The sequence below is a fragment of the Dyadobacter tibetensis Y620-1 genome (assembly GCF_000566685.1).
In the GTDB taxonomy this organism is placed as follows: Bacteria; Bacteroidota; Bacteroidia; order Cytophagales; family Spirosomataceae; genus Dyadobacter; species Dyadobacter tibetensis.
Genome location: NZ_AZQN01000001.1, coordinates 189796 through 208808 on the forward strand (window position 1 = coordinate 189796; position 19013 = coordinate 208808).

Genomic DNA, 19013 nt, shown 5'->3' on the forward strand with positions numbered 1-19013 from the left:
TTTATCACTTGTGAAACAAGAAATTTGTTAATGAATTTTCTGTTGCAAAGTTATACCCTAAGCCGGCAAATGTCTTTATATTGCTGCAAAATTTGAATTTTATTACCCCCCTTCAATGATTGATGCCTCTTATCCCTATTTTGACGTTAATTTAAGTTGGCTTTCCAATAATTATCGATTGCTATTGGAGGCGCAGGATGAAACTGTGCCTGTTCGGGAGAGAATGCATTTTCTTGGTCAGTATGCCTACCAGACCAACGAATTTTTCAGGGTGCGTATTCCTACCATTCTCGCTATGGGCGAAGTGAGTAGTGATATCCGGGCCAAACTGAACCTGTTTCCTCAATCACTCATCGAGCATGTTCAGGAGACTATGGAAAACCAATTGGTAGAATTTCATAATATTCTTCAAAACGCCGTACTCCCCCAGCTATATGAACAGGGTGTACACCTGTATTTTCAGGAAAACTTTGTGAACGAACATCAGGAATTTTCCCGGTATTTCTTTATTGAAAAGCTATTTCGTTACCTGCAGCCCATATTTTTGGAAAGTAAGAAAAGTGCAAAATTTGCCCTGTTTGAACCCAAAAGGCTGTATCTGGTAATCCGGATGCAACGATTGCTACAACCCGACGAAGATTTATATGCAACGGTGAATATTCCTACTGACCTGTTTGGCCGGTTCATCGAATTGCCGGAACTTGAGGGTAAGAAGCACTTTGCTTTCGTGGATGATATTATCAAGGAGAATTTAAACATTCTGTTTCCTGGTTATGAAATTTTAGATTCATACGCATTTCGGGTAGAGAGTGAGCTGGAATTCAATATTGAAGATGAGTATCCCACGGCAATTGCACAACGTATTTTGAAGCAATTGGACAAGAGAAATTTTGTGCTGCCCTTTCCCTACTTTAACGAATCGGGAGTGCCGGCGAATATGCAAAACTATCTCGTTACCAAACTGGGGATCAGTCCTAACGAATTGAATGATTCAGGCCCTTATATTTTTATGCAGGACCTGATGACATTTCCTTCAGTTTCAAAAAAATTAGAATATCCTCCAATACGCCCCATACAAAGCAACCTCTATCAGGATCAGATATCTGTATTCTCTGATTTGCAAAAAGGCGATAGATTATTGCATCTGCCTTATCATTCATATGAACCTATTATCAGGTTCTTTAATGAAGCTGCTGTCGACCCTCTTGTTAAGGAGATCCATGTTTCCTTGTACAAAATTAGTCCGAACTCTTTTGTGCTTAATTCGCTATTAAGTGCGGCTCGTAATGGGAAACGCGTTTTGACCTATGTGGAGCTCAATAATAAGTTGGATATGCAGGAGAATATTCAGTGGTCTCGCAAAATGCGGGAAGCGGGGGTGAAAATAATCCTGAACAACCCGGCATTAAAAGTACATGCTAAAATAGCTTTGGTAAAGCGAAGAGGGCAGAAGGGGTGGGAGCGGTATGGCTTCTTAGGTACTGGTGGGTTTTACAAGCTTACCAGTCGGGAGATCGTAGATCATGCATTGCTGACGAGTCATAGGGAGATTACCAACGAATTAGAATTACTCTTTGGATTCCTTTCTACCCAAGAAGAGCCTAAAAAATATAAATACCTTCCGTTTAACACCCTGGGGGTAACTCAGTTTAATCTTCAAAAACGATTGTTTGAACTTATTGACAGGGAAATTATAAATTGCAATGCGGGGTTGAAGTCGTTTATAAATATAAAAATCAATCAGATTCAAGACCATCACCTGATTGATAAACTATATGAGGCAGGACAGGCCGGGGTCCCTGTGCAGATTATCGTCAGTGAAAGTAGTTGTGTTATTCCTGGTTTACCATCAATTAGTGATAACATTACCGTTTACAGACATATTGATCGATTCGTTGAGAATACCCGAATTCTCCATTTCTGTAACCGGGGGGATGACGAAATTTATCTTTCTTCCTGCGACTGGACCTTCAGAAACCTGCATAGACGAATGGATATCTGTTTTCCAATATTAGATGACAACCTAAAAAATCAACTTAAAGTTGTTTTGCGCAATTATCTAAATGATAATCAAAAATCTGTACGTCTGGATTTGTACCAAAACAACCTGTCTCTTAAAGACGATGGGAAGCCTAAATTGAGAGCTCAGGACAGTAATTACCGGTTGGTAGAGAAGTGGAAAAAGCATTCGAAAAATAGACGGAAGGATGAATCTGAAACCGATTAGGATTGAGCTACTACCTACTAACTGGGGATAGAGTACGCTGTGGGTATCACTAAGAGTCATGCTACCATCCTGCAATGGTCCTGAACAAACTCAGGCAGGTTCCTATTTGTTTTGAGTTCTAGAGGGTTACTGTTTATATTTGAGCGGTTTTATATACACTACACAGGTCATTAGTATGGGAAGTGCAGAGCGTCGTGAAAGGCTCAAGATAAAAGTTAGAGCAGCTATCATCCAGACAGCTAAGGATATTGCAAATAAATCAGGATGGACCTCGGTGTCCATCCGTAAGATTGCTGATTTGATAGAATATAGCCCACCTATCCTCTACGAATATTTCGACAATAAGGACCAACTTCTGGAAGCCATTCGCCAGGAAGGCTTCGACCAGCTTGAAACAGACTTTCAATCAATAAAAACTCATTATAGTAATGCGGAGAAACAACTGATCGAAGTGGCCCGAAGTATATGGAATTTTGCGGTAACTCAGCCCGAGGTTTTTCAGGTTATGTTTAATCTGGAAGGTGCCTTTTGTGAATCTAAGCAAGTATACAGCCGAGCCATGAATATAAAAAACAATCCGGTTTGGGAAATGATTGCCCAGCTAAGGCCGAAGTCGGCAGAGGCCGTAACCAAGACATATTATGAGTACTGGTGCCTTACCTATGGCTTTGTAGCCATAACGATGACCACACAGCCTTCTTATGCCTTTCCCAAAGCGGAGCCCCTGTATATGGAAGGGATTCGCAGATTTATTAAAGGGATATTATAAACTCAAACGGCGGTTTGCTGCCTTACATCAACCTTACTTTGGTGGTAGACCAACGAATTTGCCGGAACACTTTTTACCACCCATGCGTTGCCCCCTATAATGGAATCATGGCCTATTATAGTTTCACCTCCTAAAATAGTAGCATTAGCATATATTACCACATTGTCTTCTATGGTAGGATGGCGTTTTTTCTGAGCCATAGATTTAGAAACATGCGTTGCACCCAGGGTAACACCTTGATAAATTTTTACGTTTTTCCCAATTACCGTAGTTTCTCCGATGACGACTCCAGTGCCATGGTCTATAAAGAATGAATCGCCGATGACTGCATTGGGGTGAATGTCAATACCAGTTTGACTGTGCGCATATTCCGTAAACATTCGGGGTAGTAAAGGGATGCCATAATGCGCCAGGCAATGAGCAAAGCGATACGTAGCGATCGCAGTGAAACCGGGGTAAACAGCTATGACTTCCTCAATGCCTACGGAGGCCGGATCATTTTCCGTTATTGCACGGGCATCTAGCATCAAACTCTGATAAACCCCAGGCAGTTGATCGAATAGCGCATTTAAAATATCGGTTTTAGAACTCGTCAACTGTGGTTCCAGGGGAGTAAGCAGACAGTCTAACTTATCCCTCAAAAGGGCATATGCTCGTTTAATATCCCTATCCTGCCGATCCTTTTCGCAGTCTTTACTGATAGGAAATAAAAAGTTAATCAGGCTTTGTATGAAATGACCAGCATCCTGACGCGAAGGTAGGTGATACCGGAAAGAATCATTTTGTTTACTAAGTAAGTCTAGAAAAGCTTTTTCTTTTTCTGTTATCATCAATCCTGATTTTTAATTAGGGCCCGGATGGGTACGTTTTTTTATATGCTAACAGTAAAACCTCGGTTTTAAGTTGCGTCATCGTAAAATTACTTAGGTCTAAACTTTAAAACACCATTATTTTTATGTAAATTAAAGCTGGTGTGCCCATTTATACCGTTTTGCATATGTTTTACCGTCACTTTCTTCTTCTTTTAGTCTTTTTTTCATCTTTTTCCTGTTATTCCTGTTTCAGGAGCTATATCATTACGGAGAAAGATGTCAGGAAACACTATGCTCATAAACCGGTCAGACCTACCAATACCATCATCAAAAATGATACCTTATCTTTAGGGTTAGCCTCAGTGGGTGCCGATACTCTACCCATGCTTCTACTGATACATGGCGCTCCGGGTTCTTGCTGGGGTTATATGAACATTATGGATGATCCTGAATTAAGTAAGCGTTTTCATATCGTTTCTGTAGACAGGCTGGGATACGGAAAATCTAGGATGAAGAAGATAAAAACGGTGACCTCTATTGAAACGCATGCCCGAGCCTTGTTGCCAATTTTGGAAATGAACAAATCTGGCAGGAAGATAACCGTCCTTGGGCGGTCGTATGGAGCCCCCATTGCTGCCACCCTCGTATCCCTTATGCCCGACCATTTTAAAGAATTAATTATGGTATCTCCCGTTATTGATCCAGAACGTGAAAAATTCTATTGGTTTTCTAAATGGGGACGTATGTCGGTAATTCAATGGTTTCTACCCACCTCATTTAACGCCGCTACGGCAGAAAAGTACAGCCACGCCGATGAACTTAAGAAAATATTGCCGGTTTGGGAACGGCTTAGTATTCCTACTACTGTAATACAGGGAGGTAACGATTGGATATCAGACCCAGCCAATATTGATTTTGCCAAAAAACATATAAAGGTTAAAAAGGCTCAATTTATCTTACTCAATAATGCCGGTCATATGATCACCTATACCCATATGGCTATGATCAAGGAAATGCTGATGAAAAACGCTCTTTTTTCAGACCGTTTAAGTATTTTAGCTCCTCAGGATTTATCGGTTACTGACTCCAAATAATGGTTGCTTCTGGGTTAGAGTCTTTTGACGCGGCCTAACGAACCAAACCTTAGTGATCTTTTTCGACAGCATAAAAGAAAACGACCGGACAAAGTCCAGTCGTTTGTCTGTAACATAATTAACCTATATTATTGATGTCGAATTCGGTTGAAAACGACATTTATCCTTATAATACTGACGATAGTTTATGCTCGTTACCACGAAGGCTTTGAAGTATTTTTCTTTTTATTATAAGATTTGGGTGAGAATCTATCGACTCCTGTTTCATTTTTGTGCAAAATAATACCCATACATTTAGTACATGTATGGGTATAAAGTCCTGTTCCGAAAAGAAAATCTTTGTTTGCTGAAGTTTTATATTATTTAATAACGACTTTTTTTACTGCAGTACCCTTGGCAGAAACCGCTTTAATAAGGTATAGGCCTGAGCCATGTTTTTTCAAGGAAAATGAAGACTCCGAAAGATGGACTGCCGATTTCTGGACTTTCTCTAATTCCTGCCCATTAACATTCAATACCTTAATAGTTACCGGCAGCGCATCCTGGCTGGAAACTATAACCTTAATCTGGTCATCGGAAGGGTTGGGGTAGGCCTCTATAGTTATCTTAACTGCTGAGGCTTCATCCGGGTTGGACGAAGGCCGATTCATTGCCACCTCGGCGGATTGATATGCAGGAATCTCAATCTTATCTCCCGGTTTCTCCACTACTCGTACAGCTGCTTCCTGGTAAGACTCGGAAATTTTAATTCCATTACGCCATTCCGTAGCAATTATAGCATAATAGAAATCTCCGGAGCGGGTAGGAGCTGTCCAGTTTAATTGATTGGAACCATCTATATAAAATACGCCTTCCTTTTCAACATCATTAGGGTAAGTAAACTGTTTGGCCTGCATACGCACTCCACAGGTTCCTGGCGAAGGTATGGCAGTTCTTGCCAACCGATAAGAAAGGCTATCCGACTCCAGGTCTGTTCCTTGAAGAGAAACGGCATAGGCTTGGCGCAACCCAGCCTCCCGAACCAGGGGGCTGGATAAGGGGGTACTATTAGGGAATTGAGTATTGATGACGGTCCAAAGAAATACATTTTTATGTTTGCTTTCGGACCTATTTAAAAGTGAAGCACTTCTAGGTGGCGAAGAAACGGCAATTTGATAGGTGCCAGACTCCACATAGGTATGAGTACCCGTATAAGTTAATAGCGTCAATCCTTCAGCATCCGTAGCGGGCTGTGAATTCGTCAAAGAAAAATTAGAGGTTTGTCCGTCGCCAAAACAGACCAGAAGGTCTTGAGTATCGACCTCTTTGCTGGAAAGATCTGACAATAGCTGAACTTCAATCTGATAGGTTTGTCCTGAAACATGTTTCACCTGAATCGCTCCACCTATAATGGGTGAAGCTTGGGCGGGAATGACAAGTGAAATTATTAGCAACAAAAGGGTATAGATCATTCTCATATTTGTACTTTTTATTTGAAACGTCAAAATAGAGCTTTTTGTATCGAAAATGACGTTTTTTGTTTGTTAATCTTAATATATTTCCAGCTCGGCTATTTGCAATGAGGGTTTAAGGTCACTGATTAGAACAACAAAAAGAATGCTCTAATAATTTGCCAACTTATATTTATACAGATGATCCGCTACTCCCTCATTGGATTTCTAAATTTGTCTATATTGGCCGTTATTATTTTAAGCCTATGAAGCCAACATACCCTCGATACCACCTTAATAACTTTTCTGGAGAAGAAAAGGAATCCTTGTTTTATATGACCAGGCTGCAAAGACTGGTAAAAGACTTTAAAGGGATCAATAAGGCACATACACATTCATTTTATCTGGTCATGTGGATTACGAAAGGGAAAGGCATTCATACAATTGATTTTAAATCGTATCAGGTAAAAGGTCAACAGCTCTACTTTTTAACTCCAGGACAGGTTCATGGATGGGAATTTTCTCAGGATATTGAAGGGTATAATCTTTATTTTGACTATAATTTCTTTCAATCGCGATATCCTGGAAGACTATTGCAATATCCATTTTTCCATTCGCATCAGCATAAACCGATATTAGAAACCGATTTTGACAGAAATTTGACGGCTAATCTTTTTGATTATGCCTATGCCGAATATAAAGTCAAGCGGGTTCAGCAAGGCGAGGTATTTCTTTCATTCCTACATATTATTCTAGAATCTGCCAACAGACTTTATCAGCAGAATCTTCCCATTGGTGACTCTACTTTTTATGACCGAATTATGCAATATGAAGGGTTAATCGAAAGGCATTTTATAGAAATCAGAGATATCAAAACTTACGCTGCTTTAATGAATATAAGCCCAAATCACCTGAATCATATTTGTAAGTTAGTATTAGGCAAAACAGCCAGTCAACTTTACTATGACCGGATGATGATAGAGGCTAAGAGGCTACTGTTGCATACCGAACTTACTATCAAGGAAATTGGCTTCCAGCTTCGATTCGAGGATCCGTCCTACTTCGTTCGTTTTTTTAAAAAACACAGTCAAATTACTCCTCAAGAATTTCGGAGTCGCATGACTTTGGTATGATCCTACAGAATGGTAAAAGAGGATTCCTGCCGCAATTGGCAGAAATCCTCTTTATAAAACAAGGGTGCCTGACAAGGGTGCCTGTTTTATTTTTTCATTTGGGCTTCAATAACCGCTATAGCCACCATATTTACGATTTCTCGAACGGAACTACCAAGTTGCAATACGTGCACCGGCTTTTTCAAACCAAGCAGAATAGGTCCTATAGTCTCCAATTCTGCCGCTTCTTTGAGCAGGTTATAGGCAATATTGCTGGCCGAAAGATTAGGGAAAATAAGGGTATTGGCTCCAGCATCGGCCAGGTCACTAAAGGGGTGATTCTGCTTCATCAGGTCCGAATCGAAGGCTAGGTGTGCCTGCATTTCCCCTTCGACGATCATTCCTGGATTACGTTCTTTCAAAATGGCCGTAGCTTGCCTCATCTTTTCGGCATCTTTACCTCCTGCACTTCCGTAATTGGCATAAGTTACCAAAGCAATTCTGGGCACAATATTAAAACGCTCAATTGCCCGAGCCGTAAGTTCTGTGATTTCTACGAGCTCGTCCACTGTAGGATCAAGGTTTACAGTCGTGTCGGAGAAGAATAATGGGCCTTTCGGAGTCAGTAAAATATACATACCGGCTACCTTAATAACCCCTTCTTGCTTACCGATTACGTGAAGAGCCGGCCGGATGGTATCGGGGTAATTTCTTGTCAATCCCGAAATAAATGCATCAGCTTCTCCCGATTCCACCATCATGGACCCGAAGTAGCTCTTGTAATACATAGTTCGTTTTGCTTCAAAAGGGGTCATACCCTTTCGTTTTCTCTTATCGTACAATTTTGCGGAATACCGCTCGATCATGGAACTGCTGGTTTCAGAACGAGGATCAACGATACTGATCTCGGAAAGATCGAGATTGTGCTCCTGAATAAGTTTGTGAATAGTTTCCTGATTTCCTAGTAGGATGGGTATAGCAATCCCTTCGTCGCGAACCTGCTGAGCTGCTTTTAGAACCTGCACATTTTCTGCATCGGCAAATACGACTCGCTTAGGATCAAGCTTGGCTTTGTTGATGATGACTTTGGGTAGCTGGTCATTCTTTCCAAGGCGTGCGGAGAGCTCTTGCTCATAGGCGTCCCAGTCTGTAATAATTTTTCTGGCAACCCCACTTTCGATAGCAGCCTTCGCTACGGCTGGAGCTACCGTCGTCAATAATCTGGGGTCAACGGGTTTGGGGATAATATAATTGCGGCCAAAGACCAAGTTAGTCTCATTATAGGCAAGGTTTACGATATCGGGTACCGGTTTTTGAGCTAATTCGGCCAGAGCATATACTGCTGCCAGTTTCATTTCCTCATTAATTTCGGTAGCTCTTACATCCAGAGCACCCCTAAAGATATAAGGGAAGCCCAGTACATTATTCACTTGATTGGGGTAGTCCGATCTTCCCGTAGCCATAATAACGTCTTCACGGGCCTCTACTGCATCTGGGTAAGGTATTTCGGGATTGGGATTGGCCATAGCCAAAACGATAGGATCCTTAGCCATGGATTTTACCATGTCTTTGGATACAATGTCGGCTGTTGACAGACCTAGGAAGATGTCGCAACCCACCATGGCATGCTCTAAAGAGTCATAGGCGTTTTCGGTAGCGAACTGCTTTTTCATTTCGTTCAGATCTTCCCGACCATTATAGATATGGCCTTTAGAGTCGAACATAGCTATATTTTTAGGGTCTACACCCAGGGAAATATAAAGCTTGGTGCAGGATACGGCCGATGCACCGGCGCCGGAAACAACAACCCGGATGGTTTTGATATCTTTCTTAACCAACACGAGTCCGTTGAGCATGGCCGCAGCACTGATTATGGCAGTTCCGTGCTGGTCATCATGCATCACTGGAATATTCAGCTCTTTCTTGAGACGAGCCTCGATTTCAAAACATTCCGGTGCTTTTATATCCTCAAGGTTTACACCTCCAAAAGTAGGCTCAAGGATTTTTACAGTTCTGACAAACTCGTCGACATCTTTGGTGTTCAGTTCCAGATCGAAAACGTCGATATCAGAATATATTTTAAATAAAAGGCCTTTTCCTTCCATCACTGGTTTTCCGGCTTCGGGACCAATGTCTCCCAATCCGAGCACGGCGGTGCCGTTGCTGATTACGGCCACAAGGTTTCCTTTAGCGGTATACAGATAAGCATTTTCTACGTTGGCAGCGATTTCCAGACAGGGCTCAGCAACCCCTGGGGAGTAAGCTAGCGAGAGATCGCGTTGGGTATTAGTCTCCTTGGTGGGAATTACTTCTATTTTCCCCGGGCGACCTTTAGCATGGTAATGAAGGGCGTCTTCTTTTCTGATTTTTTTGTTCATACCTACGATACGATTATTTGGCGCAAGGTACAAACATTCAGGATAATCCCTGCAAACCCTATAGGATTATCCGGTCATATTATGGTTAGATTCGAGCTAAAACCTTATAGATCACCTCACAAGGAATTAGTCTCTTTAGGGTCTTTTTGGATTGAGGATGGTACCACTAAACTGTTTTTTTTTCTCTTTCACACTTACAGCTCTTCGCTTCATGAGGTGAGCCATTACCATGTATGCACCGAACATACCGATATAGATATACATAGATGCTGTATTGGTAATATTGCCATGGAATACGAAAAACAGGGCTGTATTAAGTATAGTAACCATCCAAAGTGTAAAGGAGGCCCAGAAATGGTTAAAACCATTGTCGATCAACAGGTGGTGCATATGGTTGCGGTCGGCAATAAAGGGGGAACCACCCCGGGCAATACGGACAATAAATACTCGTAATGTGTCGAAAATGGGAACAATGAGTAATACCAGGACAATGATGGGAGCGTTGAAATAGGCATTAGGGTCATGCAAATAGCTGACATTCAGGCTCAAAAACTCAACGGCAAATATAGATAACAAAAATCCCACAATCAATGATCCTGTATCGCCCATAAATATCTTGCTGGTTTTTGAAAAATTGAATCTTAGGAAGCCCAACAGGGAACCCGACATGGCGAAAGCCATACATCCAAAAGAGAAATGCTCATTCATGATAAACCAGATGCCGAATCCTAAGCCCGCAATTAGGCTTATGCCGCCGGCCAGACCATCAATACCATCAATGAGGTTTATGGCGTTGATGATAGCAATAAAGATAAATACAGTCAGAGGAATGCTTACATAGTCTGGTACATGATGAATATTGAAGATACCATAAAAATTATCTACCTTAAAATTACCCATAGCTACCAAAATCATGGAGGCGAAAATCTGGATTATCAGCTTTTTGGTAGGGTCCACTGCAAGTATATCATCCTTCAGTCCAAGGAAAAACAGAATGACCAACCCTGTAACCGAGAGACTTAATAAATTGGCATCTACTTGGTTATTTGCGTGAGGCCATAAAAAATAGCCTATAAGTGTGGATGCAAATATGGCTATCCCCCCCAAAGTAGGCGTCTCTGTTTTATGAGAGCTCCTGAAGCCCGGTTTAGCCGTTAAATTGAGCAGATTCGATAGATTGATGATGACAGGGATTGCCACAATCGAAAGGAAACAGGCAATCAGAAATGAAAGCACACATTGGTAAATGTCATGGTGCAACATTGATTCGTAATTTCCTCCCTGCAAAAATTGAATGGGTAGCATGTCTTCCATATATACAAAAAGATTAAAAATCTTAGTTAATTTTTAGGAATGCGCTTATCGTAAATTTCGATATATTTTATCATAAATCGAAACTTAATAGAATATTATTCCAGGATGTCCCTCCTGCAAACGCTTTCCAGAATCTTATAATTATAAAAACTGTAGTATTTTTCTTAGCGGCTTCATATATAGGGTATAAAATCTTGGTTTTATACCATTTACCCGCCAAGCTTTCCGGTCGTTCTGATTAGCCTTGAGCCGGTTGCTCAAGGCACTGTTGCTTACTCCTCCGGCCCTCATCCGAATGAGCACGCTAGGGATATAGGCCAGCTTGATGCCTTCCTTATGTATCAATCGGAGCATCAGCTCATAGTCGGCCGCACTGCCCATGTCGAGCCGGAAATTTCCATACCGATTGTAGCAGGTCCTTCTAACGAAAAATGTAGGATGTGGGGGCATCCAACCGTTCAAAAAAGCACCCGACTTATATTCTCCCGACTTCCATAACCGGGTCACTTTGTCTATGTCCTGAGCGTGCACATATTCCAAATCGGCATAGCTTGCGTCTACGGAAGGGTCAGCGAAGGCCTGAGCGACCAGGGATAAGGTGTGGGTACTCGTATAAAAATCATCTGCATTGAGAATACCAATAACCTCCCCACTGGCAAGCGCTATCCCCTTATTCATGGCATCATAAATCCCTTGATCGGGTTCACTGACCAGGTGGTTAATCTTATTTCCATACGATCGAACCATTTCCTGGGTCCCATCGGTAGAGTTTCCATCTATAATGATGTACTCTAAGTCAGGGTAGTCCTGACTCAATACCGAATCGATACAACTTTGTAGTGTCTTTCGCCCGTTAAAGACTACTGTTATAATACTGATTTTCAATTTAATATCCTTCTTTTTTTCGTGAGTATAGCTGGATTTCCCTGATAAATACCAAAGGATTCCATATCCTTGGTCGCTACTGAATTGACGGTTAAAATGGCATGTTCACCCACGGTAACTCCGGGACAAACAATGGCTTTAGCTCCAATCCACGCTCCTCTGCCAAGATGTATGGGTCGAATCAGCAAATCAAAGGCCGACTGGGTATAGTCGTGGTTTCCGGTTAGCAAATAACAGCCTTGGGATAAACAACAATCCGACTCAATGGTGACCATGCCCAGGTTGTCGATCCATACCTCTTCTCCAATCCATACCGTCCCCGTTATTTTAAGAAACCAGGGATATTTAATATTTACTTTAGGTTTGATCACCACCCCGGGGTCAATTGTAGCCCCAAAAAAACGAAGAATCATTCTTTTCCAAGCCATGGGAATGGGGAAGTAGGTATTAACAAATAAATTCGAACATATGTACCAGGCGAGAATTTTTAGTTTACCTCCTGGCCTATACCAACTATTATTGTACAGGGACAGATTGGTTTGGCTTTTCAAGGTCTTTTCCATATTCTGTCCTAAAATGTTCTATAATTGCTTCTTTATTGGTTCCTGCTGCACGATATACTTCATAAATCTTGGCGTCGACCAGGAAGCGATACCAGAATCCCTGTAAGAAATGCCATATAAGGCCCTTTTTCCCATCAAGGAATCCCAGTTTGAAAATATACCGATATACAAAGTAAATAAATGGCCGGGTAAAGAGGGGGAAATTGGCGTATTTAATCTTCAGAAAACGGGTCTTTTGTTCTTGTGTCCCGAAAAAATTAGGTGTTACGGTTTCTTTGTTGCCGAAGTTATACTTAATATTGAGCAAGTCTATTACTTCGCGGATTGCATAATTATTATGCTTCTGGGTCCACCAAGTTAAGTTATTCAAATTGTGATCGACAATATCATGCTCAAAGGTTTTGCTTATTCCTCCACTTAGCTTGATGTGCTCGTCCATCCATAACTCTTCGCATGTTCCCTTTCCTTGACGCCATACCCGCAAAAGCCATATTGGATAGTAACCACCCCTTTTTATCCATTTATCCATGAACATGACCCTTCTTTTTACATGATATCCGCTAACCTGTTCGGCTGCATGAGGCAGGGTCTGCTTGATTTCTTGGGCAAGTTCAGGAGTGATATATTCATCAGCATCCATGCGCATAGACCATTCCGTATCGGCAAATGGCGTATGGGCAATGCCATAATTAAACTGAAATGCGTAGGAGACCCATTTATGCTGAGTGACGACAGCCCCCAATTTCTGAGCAATCTCAACGGTGTCATCAGTTGAATACGAATCTACAATGAAAATTTTATTCGTAATCTGTTGTAAACTACGGATACACCTTTCTATATGTTTTGATTCATTATGTGTTAGTATGATGACAGATAAATCTACCATAGCTAGGGAATAAGGGAGCGTCGGATTAGTGTGTTGAATATTTTCAATAACAAAGGTAATTACATTTTCTTAACATTCTTGTATTCTTCTAATAACTGATTCGCAATGACCCTGATATCAAAATTCTTTCTAACCATTTCCTGAGCGTTAAATGCAAGAGTTTGGGCATAGGTACGGTCTTGTAATATTTTAAGGATTCCCTCTGCCACATCAGGTACTTCCAATTTGCAAAGATAAGCGGCTTCGTGCCGTTGTATATAGTCTCCGAAGCCTACACGGTCAGAGACTAATGCCGGGACTCCCGAAGCCATCGCTTCCAGGACAGCTATGGAAAAGCCCTCAGAGTAAGAAGGTAGGGTAAACATATCCGCATCAGCCAGGGCTTCTTTTTTTAGGCTGTCGGTAAGCATTCCTACCAGTTTCACCCTTCCCTCCAGCTTATGACGCCCAATAAATTCTCTCGTAGCCATTTCGTATCCATCATCGGGGCCAGCCAACACAAGTAAGGCATCCGGAATTTGCTGCTCAATTTGCTTAAAAGCAGGTAGCAGTAAATCCAATCCCTTTTTTATATTCAGTCGGCCCATGAAAAGGATAATCTGCTGGTTTTCTGTTATTCCATGCCGTTTTCGGAAAGCCCCCTTCGCAGGAAGCTGCTCATATTCTTCCAGTTTCATGCCATTCGGAATTATTTTTAGATTTTTAGGCCTATTTCCTAAATAGCGAATGACATCTTCTTCCTCATCGGTATTATTGATCTGGATCAGATCGGCCTTGGCAAGTATGTTTTTTTGGTATAAAAAAGTGACTATATCCTTTTTCCACTTGTGATGGGCAACGGCCCATTTATCTAATAATCCGTGAATGGTGATCACTTTCACGGCACGATTCGAAATGATAAAAGGTGCCAGACTACCGAAATGCCAGATTCCGTGCATATGTATCACATCATATTCATCAGCATGATTTTTCAGGTACTGGTACATGGGTATTGAAAACTCTCGATATACCTGACTTATCGGGGTGCTGCGGGCACAAGAAATAAGTTTTGCTCCCTCGGGTACCGGGTACATTTTTTCGCCAGGAGTCATCGGACTCAATATATCCACCTGGTGACCCTGTTTGAGAACCTCAAGCGTATGATCATAAATAATACGGGCAGGGCCGCCAATGGCCCATGTATATGCACAAATATTGAGGATACGCATGTGTATAATTCTATTTATTTTATTTAATACTTTTTATCAAGCCGTTTGAATGTATCTACCATTTCGTCGGCCACTACTGCACTGGCGAAGGGTTGGATCATTTCCCTGGAAGCCTGCCCCATCTTTTCAAGGGCTTCAGGGTGATCTATAAACCAGGTTAGCCTTTCGGTCAGTCCATGTTTGTCGCGGGGTGAAAAGGTAAAGCCATTTACGCCGTCATGAACGAGATCCGGGCAGCAGCCACAAACCTCAGATACCAGCACGGGCATGCCACATACCATGGCTTCGTTGACCACCAATCCCCAGGGCTCAGATAGGCTGGGAAGGACGAGAACCTTACTCTTAGCAAGATAGTGAGGCACTACATACCAGGGATGGCTTCCTTCCAAGATGATATTGGAATGAGCGGCTGCAAGCTGACTGATCTCTTCTTCCATCGGACCAGCACCAACCAGACGTAATTTCCAATGATGTCCCGGCCTGAGCACACTGAGTGCAATAAAGGCATTTATTAACGTAATAAGATTCTTTTCAGGCGACAGTCTTCCCACATATATAAATGCCGGTTCCTGGCTTACCGATGTCTGCGATGCTGCTCGATGATGGGCTAATATTTGCTCTTCATCCACAACTGCAGCATGACGCACCGCTATTTTGTTGTCGGGGACACCCAGCGATTGTAAATATTGAGCGGAACTGCTACCGAAACAAAAACAGGCATCAGCGGTATTAACAATGAATCGTTTAATACTTTCTTTAACCGGCGATCTTTTATGATCTGCTGTGGAGGATTCAGATGAAAGTACTACTCTGACCCCTCGAATCCGGGCATAGAACATAAGTAAAACTTGAGCCCAGTCAAAATATCCAGTGATGTTGAGTACGGTAGGTTTAAATTCATGATAGGTACTAAACAAACTGGTAATCCGCTGTTTAAAAGTCACTTCTTCTAAACTCTGATCATGCAGTACTCGATAGGGATAGTTATAATTATACTTTTGATCATTGCTCTGCATGTTTTTACGGCTGGCCTCATAGAGGGCAATTTGAGCTACCATCATGGTGCTCTCAGTCTCTTTATCCTGCAAAGACTTATAAATTTCAGCAAAGAGTTTGGACTTGTAGTGTGCCCATAACTGATTATGTACGATTAAAATTCGCATCATTGCTGGGCGGTTAAATAGTTTAGAAACAGTGGGTAAAGCTGTTTTTCCAAAAATTTTTGCCCCATGCTATTATAATGTACTACATCCATGGGGCGATAATAAGTACTATCGATACCAAGTTCGAATTCGTTAACCAATCGAATATTATTATGTTGGGCAAACTCTATAATTGACTGTCCCTGTTCATTAAAATGACCTAATGCGAGCTCTGAAGTTTCAGGATGAAGGTAAATAAAGAATGGTATTCCTTCTGCTTTGGCTATAGAATCTAGTTCCGCATAGCCAGGATTAAAACCAATACCGTCCTTCTGTATGCCCTCATCAGCTATTTCTGTTGGTGTAGGGTTCGGGTCCGATGTAGGTATCGTGGTTTCTATTGTTTCAGGAGTTTCCTGAAATATTGATGCCATGGGTTCGAATATGCCTTTTTCTAAGCCATACCAGATAATATTGCGATAACGATCCCATAACTCTATAAGAGCCAGTGGATACTGCTTTTCGGGATAGCCCGAATCGATACCTACAGGGCTTATATGAGACATGATATCGTGTGCATCATGACTACTGGTGACCAAGCAGATTAACTTGGCATTGAAGGTTCCATATTTCTTGAGATAAGCTGCTATATTATCAGGCCCCCAGGATCCAGCAGATATATTCAAAACCTTGATTCCAGAATAACCTTCCGCCCTAAATCTTTTTTGAAGTAGGGTGGATGCAATGCTGTCCTGATCTGTCATACTTCCGCCATTGACTACGGAGTCTCCAATCAGTAGGATATTTAGCGTATCGGTAGGCTGAATTTCTTCGTTCCTCATGGAGAAGCTATTGGTTTTCACCACATTCCCAAAACGCTTGACATCCTGATTAGGCGCATAAATATACTCAAAATCTGGATGACTTATATAAAGGGGAGAGTTGCAAAAACCAAACTGGAAACGCAAGAAAAACTCCAACAATCCGGCTAAGAGTAAGATAAGTAAGACAAACAGAAGGATGTTTTTTAACATATGGTCACGCGACATTCTGAGTCGTAACAGGCCGCAAATTTAGAATTACTTTTTATATTATACCTTTTAGTACTAGCTAAAGCCTAATCAATACGTATGCTACAGTGACTTTAGATCATTTCTATTAATTCTATCCTATTTCCAAATGGATCCCAGAAAGAGAAACGCTTACGATCGGGTATTTGACTGTCGGGACGGATCTTTACCTGAGCCTCCAGCAGCTTCAGACGAGCCGCCTCCAGGTCGGTCACAACGAAAGCAGAATGCCTTTGTGACAGGGGACCAGGCTGATCTTCGGCTCTGATATGGAGTTGGATATTGCCTATTTGATACCATATAGCTCCATTGGGAATCGGGTAGCCCAAATCGGTTAATTCTTTCAGACCTAGTGTACCTCCGTAAAAAGCCCTTGCTTCATCTTCCTTTCCAGGAGGAAAGCAGATCATGACGTGGTCTATTCTTTCAAAATTTATATTCATGTTAAAGGAAAGTGAGCAAGGATAATTGTCCTATTGAGTGCTGAAATACTTTTTAACCCAGGACTCATCCGCTTTGATACCAGCAATTAGATGATCTAAAGTATCGAATTTTCTTTCCGATCTGACGAATGCGTGGAGCTCAATGGTCAGTTCTTCTCCATAAATGTCCTTGTCAAATTCGAAAATATTTGCCTCGATTGTTCGAGATATTCCGTCTACCGTAGGGCGCACGCCGATGTTGAGCATGCCTGTATAGATAGAATCTTTATGAGTGGCCTTTATAGCGTACACGCCATTAGCCGGGATGAGTTTATATACCTCGGGAATCTGCATATTAGCCGTGGGAAAACCAAGCTTTCGGCCCAATTGCTTTCCTTTTACAATCGTACCCGTTATAGAATAGGGCCGTCCGAGGAGTTCCTGAGCCTCATGGACATTACCGGAAAGCAGAGCACGACGTATTCTAGAGGAACTAATGGCCATATCTTCAATGTCCTGACGCGGAATTTCCTCCACTTCAAAGCCAAAGCCCTGACAATTGGATTGTAAAAACTCGAAACTACCCTCCCGGTTTCTTCCAAAACGGTGATCATAGCCTATTACCAACTTCTTGGTTCCGATCTTTTCTACCAAAATTTGCTCAATAAAAGCCAATGAAGAAAGCTCAGAAAAAGACCTGGTAAATGGTATAATCACCAAATGGTCGATACTGAGCGCCGATAATAGGGCTATCTTTTCTTCTATAGTTGTCAATAATTGTAATTCGTGGGCAGGTTCAGAAACCACCATCCTGGGGTGTGGCCAATAGGTTACTACAACCGATTCTCCGGCTTGCTGTTTACTTAGTTCGTTTAAACGGGCCAAGATTTTCTGATGGCCTAGATGCACTCCGTCAAACGTGCCGCTGGTAACAACGGCATTGGGGAGCTTCTGTAATGTATCAAGGTGCTGGTGAATTTTCATTACTCTGTTGGCAAATTGAGCTCTTCTCTTTTTGCCTGAATAAAGGCGGTAAGGTCTGAGGCCTGTTCCACAGAAAAATCTCCAATACGGGTGCGCCGCAGAGCGGATAGATATGCCCCACTGCCCGTTAGGCTACCAAAATCGCGAACCATGCTTCGTATATATGTTCCTTTGGTACAGATAATTCTGAAATGAATTGTAGGAAATTCATTCGAATTTATTTCGAAAAGACTGATGGTTACCGCTCGTTTTTTAATTTCCACAGTTTCACCTCTGCGGGCTTTTTTATACAGTCGTTCTCCATCGACCTTAACAGCTGAATAGATAGGAGGGGTCTGCTCTATATCTCCGGTAAGCTTCATTCGGGCCTCTTCCAAAAGATGCTCGTCAATATGATCAAGGGGGAATTCTGCGTCAAACTCCGTTTCCAAGTCAATAGAAGGCGTTGTTTTTCCCAGTACAAAGGTGCCTGTATATTCCTTTTCCTGTGCCTGATAAGTGTCAATCTGCTTGGTTTTCTTGCCTGTGCAGAGAATCAAAAGCCCTGTAGCCAAGGGATCCAAAGTTCCAGCATGACCAATTTTTTTGAACTTACAGGCGCGCTTTAATTTATTGGCCACGTCGAAGGAGGTCCATGTCAGAGGTTTGTCAATTAATATTACCTCACCTTCGTCGGGAATGGGTTGTTCTGTATTCAAAATTCTATATTATTCATTT

17 protein-coding genes are annotated in these 19013 nt (G+C 41.9%); 4 read left to right on the forward strand and 13 right to left on the reverse strand.

Annotated features, from left to right (window positions below):
* The first annotated feature begins 115 nt into the window (after positions 1 to 115).
* Positions 116 to 2227, forward strand: a complete 2112-nt coding sequence (gene ppk1 / locus X939_RS0100795; RefSeq protein ID WP_025761335.1) for a polyphosphate kinase 1 — start codon at positions 116 to 118, stop codon at positions 2225 to 2227.
* 175 nt (positions 2228 to 2402) lie between these two features.
* A complete protein-coding gene (locus X939_RS0100800) occupies positions 2403 to 2996 on the forward strand; it encodes a TetR/AcrR family transcriptional regulator (protein ID WP_025761336.1) in 594 nt (197 codons plus the stop codon).
* 2 nt (positions 2997 to 2998) lie between these two features.
* Here the strand turns inward: X939_RS0100800 and epsC are convergent, their stop codons facing one another.
* The gene (epsC, locus tag X939_RS0100805) at positions 2999 to 3826 is read right to left on the reverse strand and encodes a serine O-acetyltransferase EpsC (protein WP_025761337.1); all 828 of its coding nucleotides are present in this window, start codon (positions 3824 to 3826) and stop codon (positions 2999 to 3001) included.
* Between the two features lie 167 nt (positions 3827 to 3993).
* On the opposite strand from epsC, the gene X939_RS0100810 reads away from it, so the two are divergent.
* Positions 3994 to 4902 carry an alpha/beta fold hydrolase gene (locus X939_RS0100810; protein ID WP_025761338.1) on the forward strand — a complete coding sequence of 303 codons (909 nt, stop codon included), beginning with the start codon at positions 3994 to 3996 and terminating at the stop codon, positions 4900 to 4902.
* Between the two features lie 359 nt (positions 4903 to 5261).
* Here X939_RS0100810 and X939_RS0100815 read toward each other — a convergent pair whose 3' ends face one another.
* Positions 5262 to 6359: a T9SS type A sorting domain-containing protein gene (locus tag X939_RS0100815; protein ID WP_084299273.1), complete on the reverse strand. Its 1098-nt coding sequence runs from the start codon at positions 6357 to 6359 to the stop codon at positions 5262 to 5264.
* A 239-nt stretch (positions 6360 to 6598) separates the two neighbouring features.
* Between X939_RS0100815 and X939_RS0100820 the strand changes: the two genes are divergently transcribed.
* Positions 6599 to 7465: an AraC family transcriptional regulator gene (locus tag X939_RS0100820; protein ID WP_025761340.1), complete on the forward strand. Its 867-nt coding sequence runs from the start codon at positions 6599 to 6601 to the stop codon at positions 7463 to 7465.
* 86 nt (positions 7466 to 7551) lie between these two features.
* On the opposite strand, the gene X939_RS0100825 is transcribed toward X939_RS0100820, so the two are convergent.
* From X939_RS0100825 to truB, 11 genes are all read right to left on the reverse strand, one after another.
* Positions 7552 to 9822 (reverse strand): NADP-dependent malic enzyme, encoded by a 2271-nt coding sequence (locus X939_RS0100825; RefSeq protein ID WP_025761341.1) that lies wholly within the window; start codon positions 9820 to 9822, stop codon positions 7552 to 7554.
* A gap of 135 nt (positions 9823 to 9957) precedes the next feature.
* Positions 9958 to 11136, reverse strand: a complete 1179-nt coding sequence (locus X939_RS0100830; protein WP_025761342.1) for an MraY family glycosyltransferase — start codon at positions 11134 to 11136, stop codon at positions 9958 to 9960.
* Between the two features lie 141 nt (positions 11137 to 11277).
* A complete protein-coding gene (locus tag X939_RS0100835; RefSeq protein ID WP_025761344.1) occupies positions 11278 to 12021 on the reverse strand; it encodes a glycosyltransferase family 2 protein in 744 nt (247 codons plus the stop codon).
* Positions 12018 to 12584 carry a WcaF family extracellular polysaccharide biosynthesis acetyltransferase gene (locus X939_RS0100840; RefSeq protein WP_025761345.1) on the reverse strand — a complete coding sequence of 189 codons (567 nt, stop codon included), beginning with the start codon at positions 12582 to 12584 and terminating at the stop codon, positions 12018 to 12020. The genes X939_RS0100835 and X939_RS0100840 overlap by 4 nt, the downstream gene beginning before the upstream one ends.
* Positions 12538 to 13470, reverse strand: coding sequence for a glycosyltransferase family 2 protein (locus X939_RS0100845; protein ID WP_025761346.1), 933 nt, complete (start codon positions 13468 to 13470; stop codon positions 12538 to 12540). Before X939_RS0100845 ends, X939_RS0100840 begins: the two co-directional genes overlap by 47 nt.
* Before the next feature lie 59 nt (positions 13471 to 13529).
* Positions 13530 to 14678, reverse strand: coding sequence for a glycosyltransferase (locus tag X939_RS0100850; protein ID WP_025761348.1), 1149 nt, complete (start codon positions 14676 to 14678; stop codon positions 13530 to 13532).
* Positions 14679 to 14701: 23 nt separating this feature from the next.
* Positions 14702 to 15844, reverse strand: coding sequence for a glycosyltransferase family 4 protein (locus tag X939_RS0100855; RefSeq protein ID WP_052353388.1), 1143 nt, complete (start codon positions 15842 to 15844; stop codon positions 14702 to 14704).
* Positions 15841 to 16854: a hypothetical protein gene (locus X939_RS0100860; protein ID WP_025761350.1), complete on the reverse strand. Its 1014-nt coding sequence runs from the start codon at positions 16852 to 16854 to the stop codon at positions 15841 to 15843. Before X939_RS0100860 ends, X939_RS0100855 begins: the two co-directional genes overlap by 4 nt.
* A gap of 110 nt (positions 16855 to 16964) precedes the next feature.
* A complete protein-coding gene (locus X939_RS0100865) occupies positions 16965 to 17333 on the reverse strand; it encodes a VOC family protein (RefSeq protein WP_025761351.1) in 369 nt (122 codons plus the stop codon).
* 30 nt (positions 17334 to 17363) lie between these two features.
* On the reverse strand, positions 17364 to 18296 hold the full coding sequence (locus tag X939_RS0100870) for a bifunctional riboflavin kinase/FAD synthetase (RefSeq protein WP_025761352.1): 933 nt from the start codon (positions 18294 to 18296) through the stop codon (positions 17364 to 17366).
* On the reverse strand, positions 18296 to 18994 hold the full coding sequence (gene truB / locus X939_RS0100875) for a tRNA pseudouridine(55) synthase TruB (protein WP_025761353.1): 699 nt from the start codon (positions 18992 to 18994) through the stop codon (positions 18296 to 18298). The genes X939_RS0100870 and truB overlap by 1 nt, the downstream gene beginning before the upstream one ends.
* Between the last annotated feature and the right edge of the window lie 19 nt (positions 18995 to 19013).

What these genes read in the sequence shown, in the direction of transcription:
- ppk1 (WP_025761335.1), top strand. Translation starts at nt 116, where the DNA reads ATGATTGATGCCTCTTATCCCTATTTTGACGTTAATTTAAGTTGGCTT.
- X939_RS0100800 (WP_025761336.1), top strand. Translation starts at nt 2,403, where the DNA reads ATGGGAAGTGCAGAGCGTCGTGAAAGGCTCAAGATAAAAGTTAGAGCA.
- epsC (WP_025761337.1), bottom strand. Translation starts at nt 3,826, where the DNA reads ATGATAACAGAAAAAGAAAAAGCTTTTCTAGACTTACTTAGTAAACAA.
- X939_RS0100810 (WP_025761338.1), top strand. Translation starts at nt 3,994, where the DNA reads ATGTTTTACCGTCACTTTCTTCTTCTTTTAGTCTTTTTTTCATCTTTT.
- X939_RS0100815 (WP_084299273.1), bottom strand. Translation starts at nt 6,359, where the DNA reads ATGAGAATGATCTATACCCTTTTGTTGCTAATAATTTCACTTGTCATT.
- X939_RS0100820 (WP_025761340.1), top strand. Translation starts at nt 6,599, where the DNA reads ATGAAGCCAACATACCCTCGATACCACCTTAATAACTTTTCTGGAGAA.
- X939_RS0100825 (WP_025761341.1), bottom strand. Translation starts at nt 9,822, where the DNA reads ATGAACAAAAAAATCAGAAAAGAAGACGCCCTTCATTACCATGCTAAA.
- X939_RS0100830 (WP_025761342.1), bottom strand. Translation starts at nt 11,136, where the DNA reads ATGGAAGACATGCTACCCATTCAATTTTTGCAGGGAGGAAATTACGAA.
- X939_RS0100840 (WP_025761345.1), bottom strand. Translation starts at nt 12,584, where the DNA reads ATGGAAAAGACCTTGAAAAGCCAAACCAATCTGTCCCTGTACAATAAT.
- X939_RS0100845 (WP_025761346.1), bottom strand. Translation starts at nt 13,470, where the DNA reads ATGGTAGATTTATCTGTCATCATACTAACACATAATGAATCAAAACAT.
- X939_RS0100850 (WP_025761348.1), bottom strand. Translation starts at nt 14,678, where the DNA reads ATGCGTATCCTCAATATTTGTGCATATACATGGGCCATTGGCGGCCCT.
- X939_RS0100855 (WP_052353388.1), bottom strand. Translation starts at nt 15,844, where the DNA reads ATGATGCGAATTTTAATCGTACATAATCAGTTATGGGCACACTACAAG.
- X939_RS0100860 (WP_025761350.1), bottom strand. Translation starts at nt 16,854, where the DNA reads ATGTTAAAAAACATCCTTCTGTTTGTCTTACTTATCTTACTCTTAGCC.
- X939_RS0100865 (WP_025761351.1), bottom strand. Translation starts at nt 17,333, where the DNA reads ATGAATATAAATTTTGAAAGAATAGACCACGTCATGATCTGCTTTCCT.
- X939_RS0100870 (WP_025761352.1), bottom strand. Translation starts at nt 18,296, where the DNA reads ATGAAAATTCACCAGCACCTTGATACATTACAGAAGCTCCCCAATGCC.